This window comes from Nonomuraea sp. NPDC049637, from assembly GCF_040675235.1.
Classification (GTDB): Bacteria; Actinomycetota; Actinomycetes; order Streptosporangiales; family Streptosporangiaceae; genus Nonomuraea.
Map to the genome: position 1 here is coordinate 85,673 of NZ_JBFAOM010000014.1, position 18,711 is coordinate 104,383.

General features: G+C 65.1%; 16 protein-coding genes. 11 read left to right on the forward strand and 5 right to left on the reverse strand.

What is annotated here, in order from left to right:
- The first annotated feature begins 58 nt into the window (after positions 1-58).
- The 6 genes from AB0J71_RS20970 to AB0J71_RS20995 all read left to right on the forward strand — a co-directional run bounded on the left by AB0J71_RS20970 (position 59) and on the right by AB0J71_RS20995 (position 6,002).
- Positions 59-433, forward strand: coding sequence for a hypothetical protein (locus AB0J71_RS20970; protein WP_352318828.1), 375 nt, complete (start codon positions 59-61; stop codon positions 431-433).
- Positions 434-747: 314 nt separating this feature from the next.
- Positions 748-1,662, forward strand: coding sequence for a restriction endonuclease (locus tag AB0J71_RS20975; RefSeq protein WP_364415581.1), 915 nt, complete (start codon positions 748-750; stop codon positions 1,660-1,662).
- 137 nt (positions 1,663-1,799) lie between these two features.
- Positions 1,800-2,243 carry a hypothetical protein gene (locus tag AB0J71_RS20980; RefSeq protein WP_364415583.1) on the forward strand — a complete coding sequence of 148 codons (444 nt, stop codon included), beginning with the start codon at positions 1,800-1,802 and terminating at the stop codon, positions 2,241-2,243.
- Between the two features lie 488 nt (positions 2,244-2,731).
- Positions 2,732-3,208 (forward strand): hypothetical protein, encoded by a 477-nt coding sequence (locus tag AB0J71_RS20985; RefSeq protein ID WP_364415585.1) that lies wholly within the window; start codon positions 2,732-2,734, stop codon positions 3,206-3,208.
- Positions 3,205-4,548, forward strand: coding sequence for an AAA family ATPase (locus tag AB0J71_RS20990; RefSeq protein ID WP_364415587.1), 1,344 nt, complete (start codon positions 3,205-3,207; stop codon positions 4,546-4,548). Before AB0J71_RS20985 ends, AB0J71_RS20990 begins: the two co-directional genes overlap by 4 nt.
- Positions 4,545-6,002, forward strand: a complete 1,458-nt coding sequence (locus AB0J71_RS20995; protein WP_364415589.1) for a hypothetical protein — start codon at positions 4,545-4,547, stop codon at positions 6,000-6,002. Before AB0J71_RS20990 ends, AB0J71_RS20995 begins: the two co-directional genes overlap by 4 nt.
- A gap of 692 nt (positions 6,003-6,694) precedes the next feature.
- On the opposite strand, the gene AB0J71_RS21000 is transcribed toward AB0J71_RS20995, so the two are convergent.
- Positions 6,695-6,868, reverse strand: a complete 174-nt coding sequence (locus AB0J71_RS21000; RefSeq protein WP_352318832.1) for a hypothetical protein — start codon at positions 6,866-6,868, stop codon at positions 6,695-6,697.
- A 504-nt stretch (positions 6,869-7,372) separates the two neighbouring features.
- On the opposite strand from AB0J71_RS21000, the gene AB0J71_RS21005 reads away from it, so the two are divergent.
- From AB0J71_RS21005 to AB0J71_RS21015, 3 genes are all read left to right on the forward strand, one after another.
- The gene (locus tag AB0J71_RS21005) at positions 7,373-7,744 is read left to right on the forward strand and encodes a hypothetical protein (protein WP_352318834.1); all 372 of its coding nucleotides are present in this window, start codon (positions 7,373-7,375) and stop codon (positions 7,742-7,744) included.
- A gap of 451 nt (positions 7,745-8,195) precedes the next feature.
- Complete coding sequence (locus tag AB0J71_RS21010; protein WP_352318836.1) at positions 8,196-10,241, forward strand: hypothetical protein; 2,046 nt, start codon at positions 8,196-8,198, stop codon at positions 10,239-10,241.
- Positions 10,242-10,556: 315 nt separating this feature from the next.
- Entirely contained in the window at positions 10,557-11,114 is a 558-nt protein-coding gene (locus tag AB0J71_RS21015; protein ID WP_352318838.1) for a hypothetical protein, read from the forward strand.
- Positions 11,115-12,049: 935 nt separating this feature from the next.
- On the opposite strand, the gene AB0J71_RS21020 is transcribed toward AB0J71_RS21015, so the two are convergent.
- A complete protein-coding gene (locus tag AB0J71_RS21020; protein ID WP_352318840.1) occupies positions 12,050-12,778 on the reverse strand; it encodes an XRE family transcriptional regulator in 729 nt (242 codons plus the stop codon).
- Positions 12,779-12,801: 23 nt separating this feature from the next.
- Here AB0J71_RS21020 and AB0J71_RS21025 point away from each other — a divergent pair, with 23 nt between their 5' ends.
- Positions 12,802-12,984, forward strand: coding sequence for a hypothetical protein (locus AB0J71_RS21025; protein ID WP_352318842.1), 183 nt, complete (start codon positions 12,802-12,804; stop codon positions 12,982-12,984).
- A 76-nt stretch (positions 12,985-13,060) separates the two neighbouring features.
- Here AB0J71_RS21025 and AB0J71_RS21030 read toward each other — a convergent pair whose 3' ends face one another.
- Both AB0J71_RS21030 and AB0J71_RS21035 read right to left on the reverse strand, forming a co-directional pair.
- A complete protein-coding gene (locus AB0J71_RS21030; protein ID WP_364415591.1) occupies positions 13,061-14,194 on the reverse strand; it encodes an acyl-CoA dehydrogenase family protein in 1,134 nt (377 codons plus the stop codon).
- A complete protein-coding gene (locus AB0J71_RS21035) occupies positions 14,191-17,673 on the reverse strand; it encodes an indolepyruvate ferredoxin oxidoreductase family protein (protein WP_352318845.1) in 3,483 nt (1,160 codons plus the stop codon). Before AB0J71_RS21035 ends, AB0J71_RS21030 begins: the two co-directional genes overlap by 4 nt.
- Positions 17,674-17,766: 93 nt before the next feature.
- Between AB0J71_RS21035 and AB0J71_RS21040 the strand changes: the two genes are divergently transcribed.
- A complete protein-coding gene (locus AB0J71_RS21040; RefSeq protein WP_352318847.1) occupies positions 17,767-18,213 on the forward strand; it encodes an Lrp/AsnC family transcriptional regulator in 447 nt (148 codons plus the stop codon).
- A gap of 27 nt (positions 18,214-18,240) precedes the next feature.
- On the opposite strand, the gene AB0J71_RS21045 is transcribed toward AB0J71_RS21040, so the two are convergent.
- The gene (locus tag AB0J71_RS21045) at positions 18,241-18,699 is read right to left on the reverse strand and encodes a GNAT family N-acetyltransferase (RefSeq protein WP_352318849.1); all 459 of its coding nucleotides are present in this window, start codon (positions 18,697-18,699) and stop codon (positions 18,241-18,243) included.
- Positions 18,700-18,711: the final 12 nt, after the last annotated feature.

The following is an 18,711-nucleotide window of genomic DNA, read 5'->3' on the forward strand; positions in this document are numbered from 1 at the left end:
TTCTCACTGTTCTAGACCCTCCCACGGAACAGCGACGGAACAGAGCAGGAGGTCTCTCATGGCGATCCCGAAGAAGGGCTCGCGGCTCATCACCGTTGATGGCACCGCCTTCCGCTGGCGCATCCGTCATAAGCCCACGTATTGCCAGGGGAACAGCTGGGGCCCAATGACGTTCGCAGTGGAAGTGGCCGGTGCGTCGGGTCGCGTCCTTCTGGTGTCGCTTCCCTGCTCACGCCCGGACGCCTGGTGGGGAGAACAGACGATGGCCATACGGCCGGCGCTCGTGACGGCGACCATACGCACGGCGCTCACTCACGGCTGGGATCCGCGACAAGCAGGCAACGCCCACGAGCTTGCCCTCACTGATGAGGACCTGACCGGGCTGATGAACGGCCAACCGCCTGTTTACGGCGTCCCTTTCATGCGGAGATAGCTTCCTCGGGCGGCCAGCACGACTGTCCGATTTTCAGGCGGAGCAACCACCCTGCTCCTCCAATGGAGACCGAGCTCGGAGCGACGTGTACGGCTGTCGTCAGATGCCTCTGGTGGCTGACGTTGCTGTCAGCGCTACTGTCACCTCCCGCCTCGGCTCTCCTCCGTCAGATTCCAGATGTCGATTGAGGCAATCGCTGTCCAGCGGCGTGGCACAGGCTTGAAGATGGATCACGCCGCCTGACCGAGGAGGTTCCCAACCCGTCCATCGTCATGGCGGCCCTGATTGACGTTGCCGGTAACCGGAGGAGTGCCGTGCCGATCCCCGACTTTCAAGCCTTGATGCGGCCCGTTCTGGAGATGCACTTCGACGGCGGTGACCATGAGTCCGCTGAGGTGATCGCATCCATGGCCGACCGCTTCGAGTTGAGCGCGGACGAGCGCGCGGAGATGCTGCCGTCGGGCGGACAGAAGCTCTTCAACAATCGGATCGCATGGTCCGTCACTCACATGGCCCAAGCCGGCTTGTTGGAGCGGCCTCGTCGAGGCGTCACCCGGATCACCGACCGAGGCCGGAAGGTCTTGGCCGAGCACCCGAACCGGGTGGACATGAAGGTGCTGAACCGGTTCGCGGAATACCAGGAGTTCCGTACCCGCCGCCGCAAGGCCGACAAGGCTGCGGAGGAGTCGGAGCTGTCCGCGGCGGATGCGCCGCCGCTGGAGTTGATCCCTCAGCTCATCACCGAGGCGCATACGGCACTGGCCGACGAACTGGTCGAGAGACTTCGTCAGGCGCCGCCGCAGTTCCTGGAGCACTGCGTCCTCAAGCTGCTGACCCGGATGGGCTACGGTGGCCCCGAAGGCGAGGTGCGCCACCTCGGCGGACCGGGCGATGAAGGCATGGACGGGCTCATCCGCCAGGATCCGCTTGGCTTGGACGTGGTCTACGTCCAAGCCAAGCGCTACGCCGCCGACCGGACGGTGCAACGACCGGATGTCCAGGCCTTCGCCGGCGCTCTCCAGGGCGCCCAGGCGTCCCGGGGGATCTTTATCGCCACCACCCGGTTTTCCCCAGGTGCCATCGATTTCGCCGAGAAGGTTCCCTCCCGGATCATCCTGATCGACGGCCGCCGCCTAGGAGAACTCATGGTCGCCTACGACTGCGGAGTCCAAGAAGCCCAGACCATCACCATTAAGAAGATGGACGACGACTTCTTCACCATCGAATAAGAGTCTGCGGAGGCATCGCCGCATTGACTACCTGATCCGTAGGGCAGGGCAGCTCCCTGGTCATTTGGGTGGCGATGCAGCTATCAATCGCATCAACACTGCCGCGCTGGACCGATCCAGTGTGTATGCATGACCTCATGATCTGGTCACGACGACACTTCCACGCCGCCGCCGCGCTTGCACTGGTCGGCCTGCTCACCGCCTGCGGCGGGGCCACGACCAACAAGGACGCCGCCACCATCATCGGCGACCTCGGTGCCAACGGCGTGCCCGCCAAGCTCGGCACCGTCTATGACGAGAACACCGACCCGAACAAGCTGCTTGGCCGCCCCAACGGCTACCTCAGCAAGGCTGAGTTCACTGATAGCAGGGTCAAGGCTGAAAAGGCGGGCAGTGTCGAGGTGTTCGAGGACGACGGCAGCTCCGAAGCTCGCGCCGAGTACATACAGGCACTTGGGAAGAGTCCGATGCTGGCTGAGTACACGTACGTCAAGGGGAACGTCGTGGTGCGCGTAGACAAGGACATGGCCCCCTCCGACGCCAAGGCGTACGAGGACGCGCTCAACGAGATCGTCGAATAGCTCCAAGAAGCGCCGAACGGCCCCGCCTCTGGAACAAGACAAGGGCCGGAGCCACTGGTCCGAGCGAAGCTCTACAGACCGCGGGAGTTCCGAGCGGTCAGGCTCTCCACGTAGGGAGGTGATACCGGTGGTGGAGCCTAGGAGTTTCGAGCTTAGACTTCCTTCTTGCAAACGGGAGCCAGTCACAACGTCGACTGGTCTTCCTCCTGGTCGAGCGGCAGGTGGTGGGCGGTGCCGTACGCTTTTGTGAGTGGGCATTGCTGTACACGGCTGCTGTACAGCGCCTTGACCGATAGCCAGCCAACACACTCTACGTTGTGGTCGGCGTCAGCCTTGGTGCCACCTCGCACAAGCACGCGGCTGGCCTCGCGCCATGACAGCATCTGCGCTGCCGAACGCGAGCGTGCTTCTGTTTTGTAGCACGTCCAGTGGGACGCGGGTTCGAACTCCGCTGTAGCGTACCGGAGCACGCCTTATAGGATTTGAGCGTGCCGCAGACCCCCCCAGAAGATCACTTCGCTCAAGCCGCCCACCGCCACTATGAGGATGCGGTCTATCTGCACGACGATGGTCGGCTGCCTAACGCCGACCATCACTACGGCTTCTCCGTAGAATGCGCTCTGAAGAGCCTCCTGCTGCGGCACCTGAACGCGACCATGGCGCCATACAAGCCTGGCGGTAACCCATCCCCCTGGCCCTGGACCCCCGATGCGCACGGCAAGCCCAAGAAGCACGGACACCTGCCTGACCTGTGGTCCGACGTGGCGACTCTCGTTCATGGCCGGTCGGGTAGCACACTGGCCGGTATGTTGAACTCCAGCGCGCCCTTCGCTACCTGGGATGTGGCCGACCGCTACCACGGCGGCCCCTCGCTCAGCACCACCACAATGAACGAGCGCAAAGCCGCTGCCGCTCAGATCCTTACCGTGCACCAGCAGACGCTCATCACAGGGATACTCCAGTGACTCCTTCCGGCGGCATTGTCCGATTCGACGAGGCTCGGCCCATTGCCCTCGCCACAGCACGCGAGGTGGCGGCCAAGGGAATCGATAGCGTCCTGATACGCGATGTTTTGGGACGTCTCTGCCTGGCTCTCGACGACCGGCCCGGGGAACTGTCACAAGAGGCAGTTGCCAAGTGGCGAGCCGAACTAAAGGAACGGCTTGGCTCGTACGCTGCTCCAAATACGGTACTGCTGGCCTCGGAACTCTTCGCTGCGGAAGCCGTCTTCGACTCCCCACGCGTGGTTGATGAGCCGGAGCTGGGAAACCGTCCAGGGCAAGGACACATACGTGCGTTGGACAACACCGTGGTGGGCGAGGACTGGGCCCGTGTTACTACACCCTCGCCCCAGGTGACCGGCGTCCGGACTGCACGCATAGCGCTATACGGATTCAAGGGTGGCGTTGGTCGGTCCACGGCCACATTCATGCTCGGCAAACACCTCGCCGCCCAAGGGCGGTGCGTTCTCGTCGTAGATCTCGATCTGGAATCGCCCGGTTCTGGCTCGCTCCTCCTTGATGAGGAAGCCATGCCCCGATACGGTTTGGTCGACCACCTCGTCGAGTGCGCTATAGGCAACGCCGAAGGGTTGGACCTAGTGGAGCGGGCCTCCGGCGTGTCGATCCTTGGAAACGGTGAGCTGTGGGTCGCCCCCGCGCGAGGTAGAGGTTCAGGTAGTGCGCCGTACGCTTATGTCGACAAGCTCAACCGTGTTTACGCGGACGCCCCCGGCAGTACATTCCCTTCCTTTGCCGACCGGCTCGAGCAGGCCGTGTCAGCTTGTGAGATAGCTGTCGCAGAACGGAGTCGCCAGCCTGACGTCATTCTCCTCGATAGTCGTGCCGGCATTCACGATATCGCTGCTATCACGATCTCGCGGCTGTGTGACCTCGCGCTGCTCTTCGGCTCCGACAACAGCCAAACTTGGCAGGGCTACAACGACTTGTTCACAGCTTGGAGGACATCAGGCCAGGCTGAGGCGATCCGTGAGAAACTCCGAATGGTTGCTTCGATGGTTCCAGACAAGCTGCGCGCTGATTATCTGGAGACATTCCGTGATCACGCCTGGACATGCTTCTCGGTACTCTACGACGATCTACCACCAGACGACATATCTGGGTTTAATCCAAGTCCCGAGGACACTTCAGCTCCGCACTACCCCATCCCGATCTTGTTCACTCTGGATCTAGTTGGCCTCGATGGAGCGGCCAGTCCCGGTTGGAGCGAACGTACATTTGTGCAGGCCGCGTATGGTGAGTTCTTGAATACTGCCACGCGCCTCATCATCGAAGGACTGCAATGATCGCGGATCTCGGAGTCGAGGAACTCCGCACGCTTCTCAGCACCTCGCTACCGAGCGCTCAGGACGCGGACACCATCGTGCCAACCGTAAGCACGCTGTTCACCCCCGACAGTCATCGCCTAGCCCTGAACGTGGACGCCACTATCGTCAAGGGCGGACGGGGTGTCGGCAAGACCTTCTGGTTTCGGTCGCTACTCGACGACCGACTTCGTGCGGTGGCATCCCACGAGTACCGCATCGATCGGCTAACCCATGTGACAGTCCATGCTGGCTACGGGGCGGACAACACCCCCGAACGCTATCCGGGTTCCGCAGAACTCCGCAGCCTTATGGACAGCGGTGCCGCTCCATGGGATCTATGGAACACGGTGCTGCTTACTGCGCTCGGCGTACCAGATCTCATGGGCACTTCCTCATGGAAGGACCGCATCCAATGGGTGCGCGAACATCCTGCCGAACGGGATCGAGCCATTGCGGAAGCCGATCGTGAGGCTGCGCGTGACGGAACCCTCTTGCTAATACTCTTCGACGCGTTGGAACATCTCCATCGCGACCGTCGACAAGCGGACCAACTTGTCATAGGCATTCTCCAACTCGCCTTGGAGCTGCGACTAAGCACGCGCAATATTCGATTCAAAATCTTCATTAGACCAGATATGTTCGATGGTGCGCTCCTCTCGTTCCCGGACGCGTCAAAGCTCACTGCAAATGCTGCCAGTCTTAAATGGTCGCCTACTAATCTATATGGATTGCTTTTTCACTATCTTGGGAATAATGACTCTCCTTCGGCGGAACGATTCCGTGCGGAGATCCCGGGCTGGATCGAAGCTACTCCCGGACGACACCTTCCGCCTCCACATCTTCTCGGCGACGAACAACAACAGGCTGAGTTGTTCACAGCGATCGCTGGCCCATATATGGGTGCGAACTTTCGCAAGGGTCATACCTATACATGGCTTCCCAATCACTTGATGGACGGCGCCGAACAGGTCAGTCCTCGCAGTTTTCTTAGTGCGCTGACCAAAGCTGTGGAGGAGACCACTGCTCAGTACGCTGCGCATGAGTACGCTATTCACCATGAAGGCATTCGACGTGGAGTGCAAGCTGCATCGGCAACCCGTGTGGGGGAAATTAAGGAAGACCTACCGTGGGTGCAAGTGGCCATCGATCCCTTGGCCGGGCAGCAAGTACCGATCGATGAGGGCGCCGTGATCGATCTGTGGTCCGAACATGGGCTGACTGAAGCTCTGCAACGGCAGGCAGCATATGTTGTCGAGGGCGAGAAAGTAAGGACTGGTCCGCGGTACCCTGACCGATACTCCGGACTCATTGAGGAACTCATCGAACTTGGTGTGATGCGACGACGTAAGGATGGCCGCATTGACCTACCCGACGTCTATCGGATCGCCTTCTCCATTGGACGCAAGGGTGGAGTGCCGAAAGTAAAGTCGTAATTCTACTCTATGCGATAATCGGGACCCCGATCATTTGGGCGGTCGATATACGGTCATTAGTGCTTCGGGACCCTTCGGGCGTGTGCTCATGTACGTTGGTGTTGCTGTACAGCATGCAACGTGCGATCGTGCTTTAGCATCTGATCCGTAGCAAGATCGGAGACGTCCTAGGTGCTCATTATCGGCATGAGCACCAGTTCGGAAGGGACGTTTGGTCTCAGGGATTCCACACTCGTTCATGATCGTTCAGGGCTATTGTTAGCAGCAGCGTTAGAAAAATTGCCTATCGGGATACTCGTCCGGACGAGGAGCTCTGGCGTGAGGTAGGGCCTGTTTCCGATTCGCACCGAACTCTGCGAAGTTCCGTCACACCTGCGTAAGGCTCAGCTTGTGGTTACTGATTTTGATTGGGTGATGTCGAGGGTATCGGTCTGACAGTAGTGTGTCGGTTCCTGTAGTTCTGGTTGGGCGAGAGATACGCGGGCGCCGGCTGACCGACGCCGGGAGGGCGAGGCGGGAGCGCTGTCGGCTTCAGGCCGCCATGGAGCCGCCCCGCTCATGAGGCCGAACAGTCTGAATCCCGAATTTAGTCGTCCTCTGGTATTGCGCTACCTCGTGTCTGGAAGGGGACTTGCGTTTCGGGTCCTCGGCTACGGGGTCCAGGTACAACTCGAGGCCCTCGGTGTCCTCGGTCACGACCTGCCCCCGGTGCGACTGATGAGCACGCCGGTGGCGACGACGAGGGCCGTGCCACCGATGATGATGACGATCTTCCTGTTCTTCTTAAACAGGTTCTTCAATCTCTCGGTGACGGAGGTGGTCTCGTCGTCCTGAGAGATGGTCTGGTTGGGCATGGAGGCGTTCACCCGCACAGACCTACCGGACCCACCTCTCAACTGTCAGGCAATCATCCGACGTCGCCCAATCAAGTTCAGTAAGTCCCCGCGAACGTCGCCGGCGTCGTGGTCGCCCTGTCCATCATTACGAGTGAAGCGTAGGAGCGTGACCCAGGGCCGACGCCGCTGCTCAACCGGGTGACGTCGTACGAAACGATCAGACTACGTGAGAGACCCTCAAGGGCCCGCAGCTTGGCGGTGCAAGACTGTTCCGCTCGTGACGATGTCAGGAGCGCTATGGGGCGCTTGCAAGTGGTAGGGATTACCGATCAGGTTGATCCTGGGAACGTTACTGCAGCTAGTGAGCCACTAGCTGCGGTAACGCATGCATGATCGTCGACGATACCCCGGATGAGTCATGCTGCTTGATCGATGGCCCATGTGTTTCACCTACCGTGAGGGTCGATCTTCGCATGTGAGGGGGTCAATGTGGATCCAATTGTATTGGCGGCGGGTACCGCGTTGGTGACGGCAATGGCCACCGACGCCTGGCAGTCTGCTCGCGACGGCGCGGTCGCGTTGTGGCGCAAGGCTCGCCCCGAGCAGGTCCAGGTCGTCGAGGCGGAGCTGGTCGAGGTCCGCGAGCAGGTGATCGAGGCTCGCCGCGAGGGCGACGCCGACACCGAGCAAGCCCTGGCCGGGGCCTGGCAGGTGCGGCTGCAGCAGCTGCTGCGCGTCGATCCATCTCTGGCAGGCGAAATCCAGCGAGTGCTGGACGAGGTGCTCACCCCAGCACTGCAACCGGTCGAGCGGGAGCGGATCGGCTCGCTGGTCATGAAGGCGCAGGCCAGCGGGCGCGGGCGCGTCTATCAGGCCGGCCGTGACCAGACCATCCATGAGCGGTGACCCAGGCCGTCGAGGAAGGTCCACGCTGCTATGCATGATCGGACATATCACGCCAGGCGCGGCCGAACTATCCACGGGGCGACGCCAGCTATGGGGCTGGTCGAACAGGTGGCCACTCTCCTCTGAACATGATCCTTCCCCGTGCAGGCCGTGCTGTTCGTCGGGCGCTTGAAGGAGATGGCCGACGTCATGTTCGTTCAGCGCCATGGAGATCACCTTCGACGCGTGGATATTGGTTCGTCTCTGTTTAAGGAGTGAGGCCTAACTGTTTCCGCTATCTCTCACCCTCGTATCGTCTTGCTGGGTGCCATGAGCACGCGGTGGAGCCCTTTTGGCTGCTAAAACACGTGTATAGATAACCGCGTACACACACGTCTGCTTTACTCCATGACCGGCAGCCAGATCATCTGGATAATGGCCATGGTGTCTGACGACCACTATTGGGAGTGCCGTGATCGACGAGAGCTATCCGTCTGGGGATCTGCCGCATGGTGACGTAGATCGGCCCATTGAGATGAGCGCTGTAGCAAGGGACAGCGCCAAGATCTTCCAAGCACTCGGCTCCATCTACTTCGGTGAAACGCTGCCAGAGGATGACATTCCAGAGGAGGAGCTCGCGACGCTGCGCGCAGCATGGGTGCAGGTTGACGTGGTCTCCAGCCTAGTCGAACGGCTTCAATCGGGCGGGCTGGCAGTGATCGGTGGTGCCCCCGGCATGGGCAAGCGGTCCAGTGCCATTCGCGCGCTCATCGAGTATTCCGATGAGAGAGTAGCTGCTGGGGGAAAGCCCCTGAAGCTGCAGCAGCTCACCCCTGACTGGGAGAGGAAGACCCCGCAAGCGAGCGTGCTTCCCGTCGAGGCGAATCGCGGTTATCTGCTCGACGTCAGCGCCGAGATCTCCGAATGGTCCAATCCCCTGGAAACAGCCTCCGCCTTGGTGGCGCGCGCCGCTCGTCTGCGCGAGGAGGGATCTTGTCTCATTCTGATCTCCAACCAGTCCGGCTGGCCGCACGGCACTGGGACAGTGGCGGCGCCGTTCGTTCCGGCGTTGGAGCGGCCGGAGCCCCGCGAGATAGCCATAGCTCATCTGGAAAAGATCCATGGGAAGTCCGCTCGCGCGGCCTGGCTGAGGCTGCCTCACGATGGAGCACAGCCAGGTTCGTGCGCTCACCTGATCACGGACGACACTGCACCGGCCGACGCTGCATATCTCGCTACGCTTTTGGCCGGCGCGACGGATGACAAGGATGGCATCAAAGCTGCGATCGATGCATTCCAGCAATGGGACACGCACCTGACCAAAGTCTTCGGAGGCGAGGGAGACAAGAACGTTGACAATCGTGCCCTGTTGATCTCTGCTGCGTTTGTCGGTGAGGCGCCGATGCTGCGCATTCAATCCGTGGCTCGCGATCTAGTGGGCGTGCCGGCGTCCACCGGCAACAGCGACACCAGCAGTGTTCGTCGCATTCTGGCAGGGGAAGAGCTTAAGACGAGGTTCGAGGCGATCGGTGCGACCAAGAAGGGACAGAACGTCTCTCTGGCGGGCAAGCCGGGACTCGACAAGGCCACTATCGAACGGGTCTGGACGCAGCGCCCCGATCTTCACCAGCCATTGTTGGAGTGGATCACTAGGATCACCGCTCCTAAGGCCGAAGCCGAAGAACATCTGCAGCACATCGGCAGGATGCTGGTACGTCTTGCCGCCGCTCACACAGATGTACGGCTGCTGCGACTCGTCCAAAAATGGGTGGAGGCCGAAGGTGCGGCAACCGACCGCCGACCCCTTGTGGCCGCGATTCTGAACGAGGCCGCCCAGGACGCCGCCCTGGGACCGGTGGTACGGGATCAGTTGCTCACGTGGGCCCAGGCATCGCTCGACCTCGCGACTACCGTGGCCTTGGTGTGCCAGATGACCTTCGCTGAACACTACCCCCGGCAGGCGCTGGTACGGCTGCAATGGATTCTCCGGCGTCCTCAAGACGATGAAGCCGTAAGGGCTGCAGAAAAGGCCGTTAGGCTCATGGCAGCTCACCCCACCTTGCTGGTCAAGGACGTCTGGCCGACCATCACTAGATGGGCAGTCAAGGATGGGTTGCTGTCGGGCCGACGTGCCTTCCTCGCCATGGTGGACCCGCGACCCTCGTACTCAAATTTGAAGGAACTGCTGGTCGTCGCCGACGAGAAACCGGAAGTCAGAGGAACCCTCCTGGACGCCTGGCGGGCCACGCTGTTTGACGAAACGCTCGACGGAGCGGCCCGAGCGGTGCTCACGGCCTGGGCATACGGCATCGTCGCAGGCACCTTGCCCGAATCAACGACGTTGGACCTGCTGGATCAAATTGTCCAGCACCACTTGACCGCCAGCCCGGTCTCCGCACTCCTGTACGACACCACCGTTGAGCCGGAGCCTCATCCCGGCGGGCTCGCTCGCGTGCGCCGCCTGCTCTGGCAGCGAGTCCACGCTCCCAGCCCTTCAGCCACCCTTGCAGAAAGCTAGCCGGTGGAAACTTGGTTGACACGCCGCCGAGCCGAGCGCCAGCTGCGGCAGGGCATCACGAACTTCCCTGCGCGTCTGCCCTCGTCCTGCCCGGGCATCGCGTTTCACGCACGCATGAGCGCCTTGCCCACTGGCGACCTCAAGGCCCTCATGCACGCTCCTCACGAAAGCTCGACGGTCATCCGTAACCTAGTGCGTCATGCAGCGGCCGATGTCACCCGTCGATGTGATCCCGCCGATATAGCCGCTGCTCATGATGTCTGCGCACTGCACCTTCAGGCGAGGCGGACCCTTTCCAGGTACCCGGATGTCTACGTGTCAGCTTCGATCTCCTTGGGGTTGTCGGCAGAAGACGGAGACGCGGTTCGACAACTTCTGGCTCGGCGGCGTGCACAAGGTATTGACGACACTGTAGAAGCACAACGCGCTGAGCATCTCCGTCGGATTCTCAGCGATCCAGCCACCGCCGTGCCATGGTGGCTCGATCCACAGACAAAAGCCCTAAGTGCCACGCTGTCGGCCGACCAGTTGATGAACGTGCTCAGCTCCCTCACTGAGGTGACCAGTGCGATCCGCAAGCTGGTGCCGCTCACTGATGTCCCCGTTGAGTATCAGCTGCTCGAGCTTCTAAGAGGCTTCGTCTCAAGCTTTCCTCAGGACCATCAAAAACGCATGCTTATGACGCTGATGGCATTGGGATTCGATAAGGCAGGGCGCCCAAATATGGCAGCCAGCATTGAGCATTTGATGGCAGCCCAATACCCTCCACAGACGAGTGCTGCGCCACGTCCATCTACGCGTTCTCATGCTGACCCCGATCTAGGGAGAGACAGCGATAAGACCAGCAAAAGCAACGGCCGGCTCGTGAAGTGACTGGCGAGAGCAGGGTGACATCGTCCCCCTTTGTCTGTTCCGTGCTCGCCAGGCTCACTATCAGAAGCGACGCAGGAGTGGCATGACGGTCACGAGGGCGGCTGCCGGAAGAGATCAGACCACGCGTACTGGGCATTCATGGTCGGTGAAGATATCCGCCACACCAGAGCTAAGAAAGCCTTGCCTTTGGGCATGGGCGGAGCCTAGTTGGTTAACCTGTCCGCAGTCCGAAGATCAGCCACGTTACTCGGTGAGCCAGGGTGAGGAACGAGCCCTGGCTCGTCGATCGCCCCCAAGCACGTACGGCGTTCAGCCATACCGTGGCGATCGTAGGGCTGCATCTGTGCGGCGGCGCGGCAACCCTGGCCGGGGCGTTCGGTTGCTACGGCGGGGCCGGCGCGCGGTGCCCGGCCCGGGTCCCGCTGCCGTCCGGGACCGACCCCCAGGCCGCACGCACGGATGGCGGGCGGGCGAGGGTCGAGGGTACGGCGGCGCGCCGCGCCGCCGCTTGATCTCTACAAGAACAGTGTGGTGCTAAGAACCGAACAGAGGGCCAACGTTGCTGGTACAACGTCAGCGGGCTTCTCTTCGGATGCAATCAGGTATGCGAGCACAAACGCCAAAACTTCAAACGGAAGTTAGGCGCCGAGCGATGGGGGCAGATCAATCGCGGCCTCTGGCCATTGCCTAAGGACGCCCTCGCCACATCTCTTGCCTGGGAGCCATAATCTCGGTAGGAGCAGCCATCGTTGAGTTCTTCGTCGCCGAGCTTGTCTGACAGCGCGTGGGTGGTGCTGGCCGCGACCGGCCGAAGAGCCGCAGCGCGGCCAGCGACCACCAAACGCGCGGCAGGCCGCCGCAGGCGGGCTGCCCTTGATGACGTGGAGAGAAGTTGCTTTCTGGTCTGACCGTAGCTGTTCCTGCTGAGGTTTGAGCTAGTGGTTGTGGGGCTGGGCCGTGGTCCAGATGCGGTTGAAGCTGGTGAGGTAGGTGTTCGCCGGCCCCTCGTCGTCGGTCGGGGTGAGGTGCATGACGGGGGCGTTGGCTGCGGGGGTGCCGTAGGCGTGAGTGTTAACCAGGAGCTGGGTGTCTGCGCGGTAGAGGGAGTTGTAGAGGACGGTGCGGTGGAGCCGGATCTCGACTCCATGCGCGTCGAGCAGCGGGCGGTACAGCGTGAGGGCGTTCTTGATTCGGGCTGCCATCACCTCGGCGCCGATCCCTTCGTCGACTCCCCTCGCAGCGACTTCCGGGCCTTCGGGGTCGCCGAGGAGGATGCGGACCTGGACGCCGGCCCCGGCCCTCTCAGCGAGGACGCGCTGGATGGCTGGATCCTCAGCGAGGAACAACGCGCTGTAGGCGAGGATGTCGATGTCCCTGGTGGCGTTGTTGAAGTGGGTGCGCCAGGTCGTTTGGGGGATGGCCCAGCGGTGGGGATAGACGGCGTGTATCCCGTCGGCGAGTGCCGGGTGTCTCGGCGCGGTTTCTGGCCATAGGGCGGCTTCGTCGACGTTGAGGAGGTCGGCGACGGCCCAGCGGTGGCGGGGGTAGGGGATGCGGCCGTTGAGCCATCTGCTGACGGTTTTGGGGTCGACGGCCAGGGCGGCGGCGACGTCGGTGGTGTTGAGGCGGGCTGCGGCCAGTGCGTAGCGGAGGTTGTTGTTCATGACCGGCCTACTACGCGAGCGTCATGCTGGCTGGCGGCGTCTCGGTCAGGGAACTCGCGGAGTACCTCGGCCACGCCGACCCCGGGTTCACCCTCCGCGTCTACGCCCACCTGATGCCCGGCTCCCACGACCGAGCCCGCAAGGCCATCGACAACCGCCTGTTCCGTCCACGCGAGGTCTCTCACGGAACAGGCACGGAACAGTGATCATCTAGACGCCCGATCCCCACACAGTGAACCCCGCCTCCCACCACAGGGAAGCGGGGTTTCCGCACGTCAAAGGCTACTTGGCCAGATGACGACTGATCACCAGTCGCTGGATCTGGTTCGTCCCCTCAAAGATTTGCATGATCTTGGCTTCGCGCATGTAGCGCTCCACCCGGAACTCCCTGGTGTACCCGTAGCCGCCGAACACCTGGACCGCGTCCGTCGTGACCTTCATGGCGGTGTCCGTGGCGACCAGTTTGGCCACGCTGGCCTGGCGGCTGTAGTCGAGGCCGGCGTCGCGGCGGCGGGCGGCGTCCAGGTACGTCGCCCGCGCGCTGTCCACCCCCGCCGCCATGTCGGCCAGCAGGAAGCCGAGGCCCTGGTGGTCGATGATGCGCTTGCCGAAGGTCTGCCGTTCCTTGGCGTAGGCGACGGCCTCGTCCAGGGCGGCCTGGGCCAGGCCGACGGCGCAGGCGGCGATGCCGAGCCGGCCGGAGTCGAGGGCGCTGAAGGCGATCTGCAGGCCCTGGCCCTCCTCGCCGATCAGCCGGTCGCCGTCGATGACGGCGCCGTCCCAGTGGGCGCTGGTGGTGGGCACGGCGTGCAGGCCCATCTTCTCCTCGGGGCGGCCGAACGTCAGCCCTTCGGCCGCGCCGGGCGCGACGAAGCAGGAGATGCGCTCGCCGGTACGGGCGAACAGGGCGTAGAAGTCGGCGATGCCGCCATGGGTGATCCATGCCTTGTTGCCGGTGATGCGGTAGTCGCCGCTCTCGGTGCGCTCGGCGCGGCAGGTGAGCGCGCCCGCGTCCGAGCCCGCCTGCGGCTCCGACAGGCTGTAGCCGCCGACGATCCGTCCGGCCAGCATGTCGGGCAGCCAGCGTTCGCGCTGCTCGGGGGTGCCGTACGCGGCCACGGGGAAGCAGGCCAGCGTGTGCACGCTGGTCGCCACCGCGACCGCCGCCCAGCGGGCCGCCAGCTCCTCGATCACCTGGAGGTACACCTCGTACGGCTGGCCGCCCCCGCCGAACTCCTCGGGGTAGGGCAGGCCGAGCAGCCCGGCCGCGCCGAGGGTGGCGAACAGCCCCTCCGGGTACGTCTCCGCGCGCTCGTGCTCGTCGACCCGGCGCGCGAGCTCCTTGTCGGCGATGTCGCGGGTCAGCTCGATCAGGTCCTTGGCGTCCTGGTCGGGGAGCAGGCGGTCAACGGTCACGACGACTCCTTGGGTGCGGCTTCGGCGAGGCGGGCCAGGGCGGCCGCGGCCCGCTCACGGAACTCGGCGACGCGGGCGAGCTTGATGTCCTCGTACCCGCGGATCGACTCGGGAAGGCCGGCGATCTCGGCGACGGCGTCGATCGTGCCGGGGGTCAGCCGGGCGAGGGCGGCACGCATGAGATCACGATATTCGGTGATCAGTTCCCTTTCGACCCGGCGGACCTCGGCCTGGCCGAACACGTCGAGGGCGGTCCCGCGCAGCACGCGGGCGGCCCGCAGACCGCGGAACAGCACCGGCGCGGAGCGGCGCAGCCGGATCTTGCGCTTCATGCCCATCGCGCGCAGCAGCGGCGGGTGCAGCAGCACGGACACGACCGCGTCGGCGCCGTACTCGCGCTCGCGCCTGGCCTGCTCCTCGGGGTCGAGGTGCAGGCGGGCGACCTCGTACTCGTCCTTGTAGGCCATGAGCTTGTGCAGGGAGCGGGCGTAGGCGAGCCCGACGCGCGCGCCGGCCTCCTCCCCCGCCCGCCTGGCCGCCTCGGCGATCACGCGCCTGACGTCGCTCTCGTAGGTACGGGCGTAGGTCTGGTTCTGGTAGCCGGTCAGGTCCGCCACCCGCAGGGCCAGCGTCTCCTCCAGGCCGGTCTCGGGCCGCTCGGCGGGCTCGGCGAGCGCGGCCCGGCGTACCGCCTCACGGTCGGCGACGGCGGCCCGGCCCCAGCGGAAGGCCGCGAGGTTCTGCTCGACGGCGGCCTTGTTGAGCCTGATCGCCGCCTCGATCGAGGCGGCCGAGACGGGCAGGCAGCCGTGCTGGTACGCCGCGCCGACCAGCAGCATGTTGGCCGGCATGTGGTCGCCGAACAGCGCCTCGGACAGCTCGTGCGCGTCGAGGTACAGGTTGTCCGCACCCTCCGTGGCGGACTCCAGCCTGACCACGGCGTCGGCCGAGGAGCCGGGCACGGTCGCCCGTCCGGTGACCATGGCGGCGGTGGGCACGATGGAGGTGTTCACCACGGCGACCGTCCGGCCGGGGGCGGCGACGGCGAGGTTGGCGTCGGCGGCGGCCCCGAGCAGGTCGAACCCGATCAGCACGTCGGCCGTGCCGCGGGAGGCGCGCACCGAGCCGTCCACCGGCCGCTTGGCGATGCGCACGTCGCTGACGACCGGGCCGCCCTTCTGCGCGAGGCCGGTCTGCTCGATGCCGGCGGCGTGCAGGCCGTCGAGGTGGGCGGCCATCTGCAGGATCTGCGAGACGGTGACGACGCCGGTGCCGCCGATGCCGGGCATCCGGATCAGCGTCTCGGCGTCGCCGTCGAGCCGGACGACCGGCTCCGGCAGCCGCACCGGGAGCGGCGGCAGCTCGCGCGGCGCCCTGGTGCCGGGCTCGACCAGCAGGAACGACGGGCAGTCGCCCTTGAGGCAGCTCAGGTCGGAGTTGCACGACGGCTGGTGGATGCGGGTCTTGCGGCCGTACTCGGTCTCGACGGGCTGGACGGACAGGCACGTCGAGACGTCGCCGCAGTCGCCGCAGCCCTCGCAGACGCGCTCGTTGACCACGACCTTCGCCGTCGGGGTGGGCAGCTTGCCGCGCTTGCGCAGCCGCCGTTCCTCGGCCGCGCACTTGTCGTCGTGCAGCAGGACGGTCACGCCGTCGAGCGCGGCCAGCTCCCGCTCGACGTCGGCGAGGTCGTCGCGGTGCCGCACGGAGGCGATCGGCGCGAGCCGCACCCCGCGGTACGTCTCCGGCTCGGGCGTGGTGATGACGATCCTGCGCACGCCCTCCTCGGCCAGCGAGCGGGTGAGCGCGGGCACGTCGAGCCGCCCTTCGGCGCGCTGGCCGCCGGTCATGGCGACAGCGTCGTTGTAGAGCAGTTTGTAGGTCATCGTCACCCCGGCGGCCACCGCGGCCCGCACGGCCAGGGAGCCGGAGTGGTGGAAGGTGCCGTCGCCGAGGTTCTGCACGAAGTGCCGGTCCCGGGTGAACGGCGCGAGCCCGATCCACTGGGCGCCCTCGCCGCCCATCTGGGTGATGCCGATCTGGGTGCCGCGGCCGTGCCCGTCGAGGGCGATCATGGCGTGGCAGCCGATGCCGACGCCGACCAGCGTGTCGTCGGACGTGCGGGTGGAGGAGTTGTGCGGGCAGCCGGAGCAGAAGTACGGCGTGCGCGCGGCGACCATCGGCAGCAGGCGGCGCGCGGCGGACGCGGGCCGGGACAGGTGGACCGTCCCGCGCGGGAGCCGGTCGGGGCCGAGGCAGGCGGCCAGCGCCTTGGCGACGTCCTCGGCGCCGAGGGTGCCGCGGGCGGTCAGCAGGTCCCGGCCCGACACGACGGGGGCGCGCTCGCCGCCGTAGAGGGCCTGCTTGAGCTGCCCTTCCAGGAACGGCACCTTGTCCTCGACCACCAGCACCCGGTCGAGGTCGGAGGTCATGGCGGCCAGGTCGGCCTCGGCCAGCGGGAACGGCATGCCGAGCCGGATCAGGCGCAGCCCGAGGTCCTCGGTGGCGTTCTCGTCCAGGCCGAGGTCGGCCAGGGCGCGCAGGACCACGGCGTACGTGGTGCCGGAGGCCAGGATGCCGAGCGTGGCGCGGGGGGCGTCGCGCATGACGCGGTTGAGCCCGTGCCTTCGGCCGTAGTCGCGGGCCAGCTCCAGCCTGCGGGTGAGCAGGTCGTACTCGGCGTCCAGGGCGGAGGGGCCGACCAGGATCGGCGACTTCCCGCGGTCGGCGTGGTCGGGGAAGGGGATGTCGTACGGCGCGCCCAGCTCGACGGTGGCCGAGGCGTCGGCGATGTCGGCGACGATCTTCAGCCCGGTCCACAGGCCGGTGGCGCGGGACAGCGCGACGGCGTGCAGGCCGAACTCGATGATCTCGGCGACCGAGCCGGGCGCGAGCAGCGGCATCGACAGGCTCTGGCACATCGGCTCGCACGAGCTGGGCACGGTGGAGGACTTGCAGCCGGGGTCGTCGCCGATCCAGGCCACCGCGCCGCCGAGCGCGGCGGTGCCGGCCATGTTGCCGTGCCTGATGGCGTCGGCGGCGCGGTCGAGGCCGGGGTTCTTGCCGTACCAGAAGGCGGTGACGCCGTCGTGGCTGCGGCCGGGGACCTGGCCGAGGAGCTGCGTGCCGGCCACGGCCGTCGCGGCCAGCTCCTCGTTGAGTCCGGGCTTGAAGACGACGCCGGCCTCGTCCAGGAAACGGGCCGCGCGGCCCATCTCCAGGTCCAGGCCGCCTAGCGGGGAGCCCTGGTAGCCGGAGACGAAGGCCCTGGTGTTCAGGCCGCGCTCCCGGTCCAGGCGCCGCTGTTCGAGGGTCAGCCGGACGAGGGCCTGGATGCCGGAGATCAGCACCCGGCCGTCCGGCGCGGCGTACTTGTCGTCGAGCGACACGGTCGCGCTGTTCACGCTCACGCGAACCTCCTGGCGGGCAATGCGTATGTGGGGTTTCCCAGCACAGCAACGGAGAGCTACTGTGCGCAAGTATCAGACGTGAAACCACAACGAAGACGCAAATAATGTGAGCTGGGCGATTCTGGCGCAGAAGATCTTTGCGTCACCAAGGAGGATTCTCACATGCCGGACATCGACGACATCGACCATCAGGTGCTCCGGCTGCTGCGCGAGGACGGCCGCCGCACCTTCTCCGAGATGGCCGACCAGGTCGGACTGTCGGTGGCGGCGGTCAAGCGGCGGGTCGACCGGCTCAGGGAGATCGGGGTGATCACCGGGTTCACCGTCCAGATCGACTACGCCAAGCTCGGCTGGGGCATCGAGGCGTTCACCGAGCTGCGGTACCCGGGGACCACGCCGGTGGGCGAGATCGTCCGCACCGCGACGGACGTGCCCGAGGTGCAGGCCGTCTTCACCATCGCCGGCGACCCCGACGCCCTGATCCACGTACGGGTGCGCGACCTCGGGCACCTCCAGCAGGTCATCGACCGGCTGCGCCGGGCCGGCAACGTCACCGGCACCAAATCCCTGCTGGTCCTGGGCTCCTGGACGCGCGACGCCCTCACCTGACCGCCTGCGGCGCGCGTCGCCGGAGGGTCAGTTCAGCCAGGCGTACTCCAGCTCGGGCAGCTCGAACCCCTGCGGGAAACGGCACATCCGCTCGTCGGTGCGGCGTGCGCCGTGCCGTTCGTAGAAGCCGATGGCCCGGGTGTTCGCGCTGAGCACCTCCAGGTAGACCTCCCGGCCGGGATGCTCGTCCGCCGCCCAGGCCAGCCCGTGCCGCAGCAGCCGCGATCCGGCGCCCGAGCCCGTGCTCCCCGGCCGCACGTGCAGGTTGTCGAGCAGGATGCGGCCGTCCTGGGCCGGCAGCAGGTAGGCGAAGCCGAGCAGCTTTCCTTCGTCGTCGTGACCGACGAACAGGCCCGCTCCCCGGACGGGCGGGTCCAGCCGCTCCCGCCAGAGCGCGAGCCGGTCGTCGTCCAGGGGGCCGTTCAGGAAACCGTCGGGCATGATGCCCGCGTAGGCCGTACGCCAGCTCTCCACGTGCAACGCCACGATCGGGGAAAT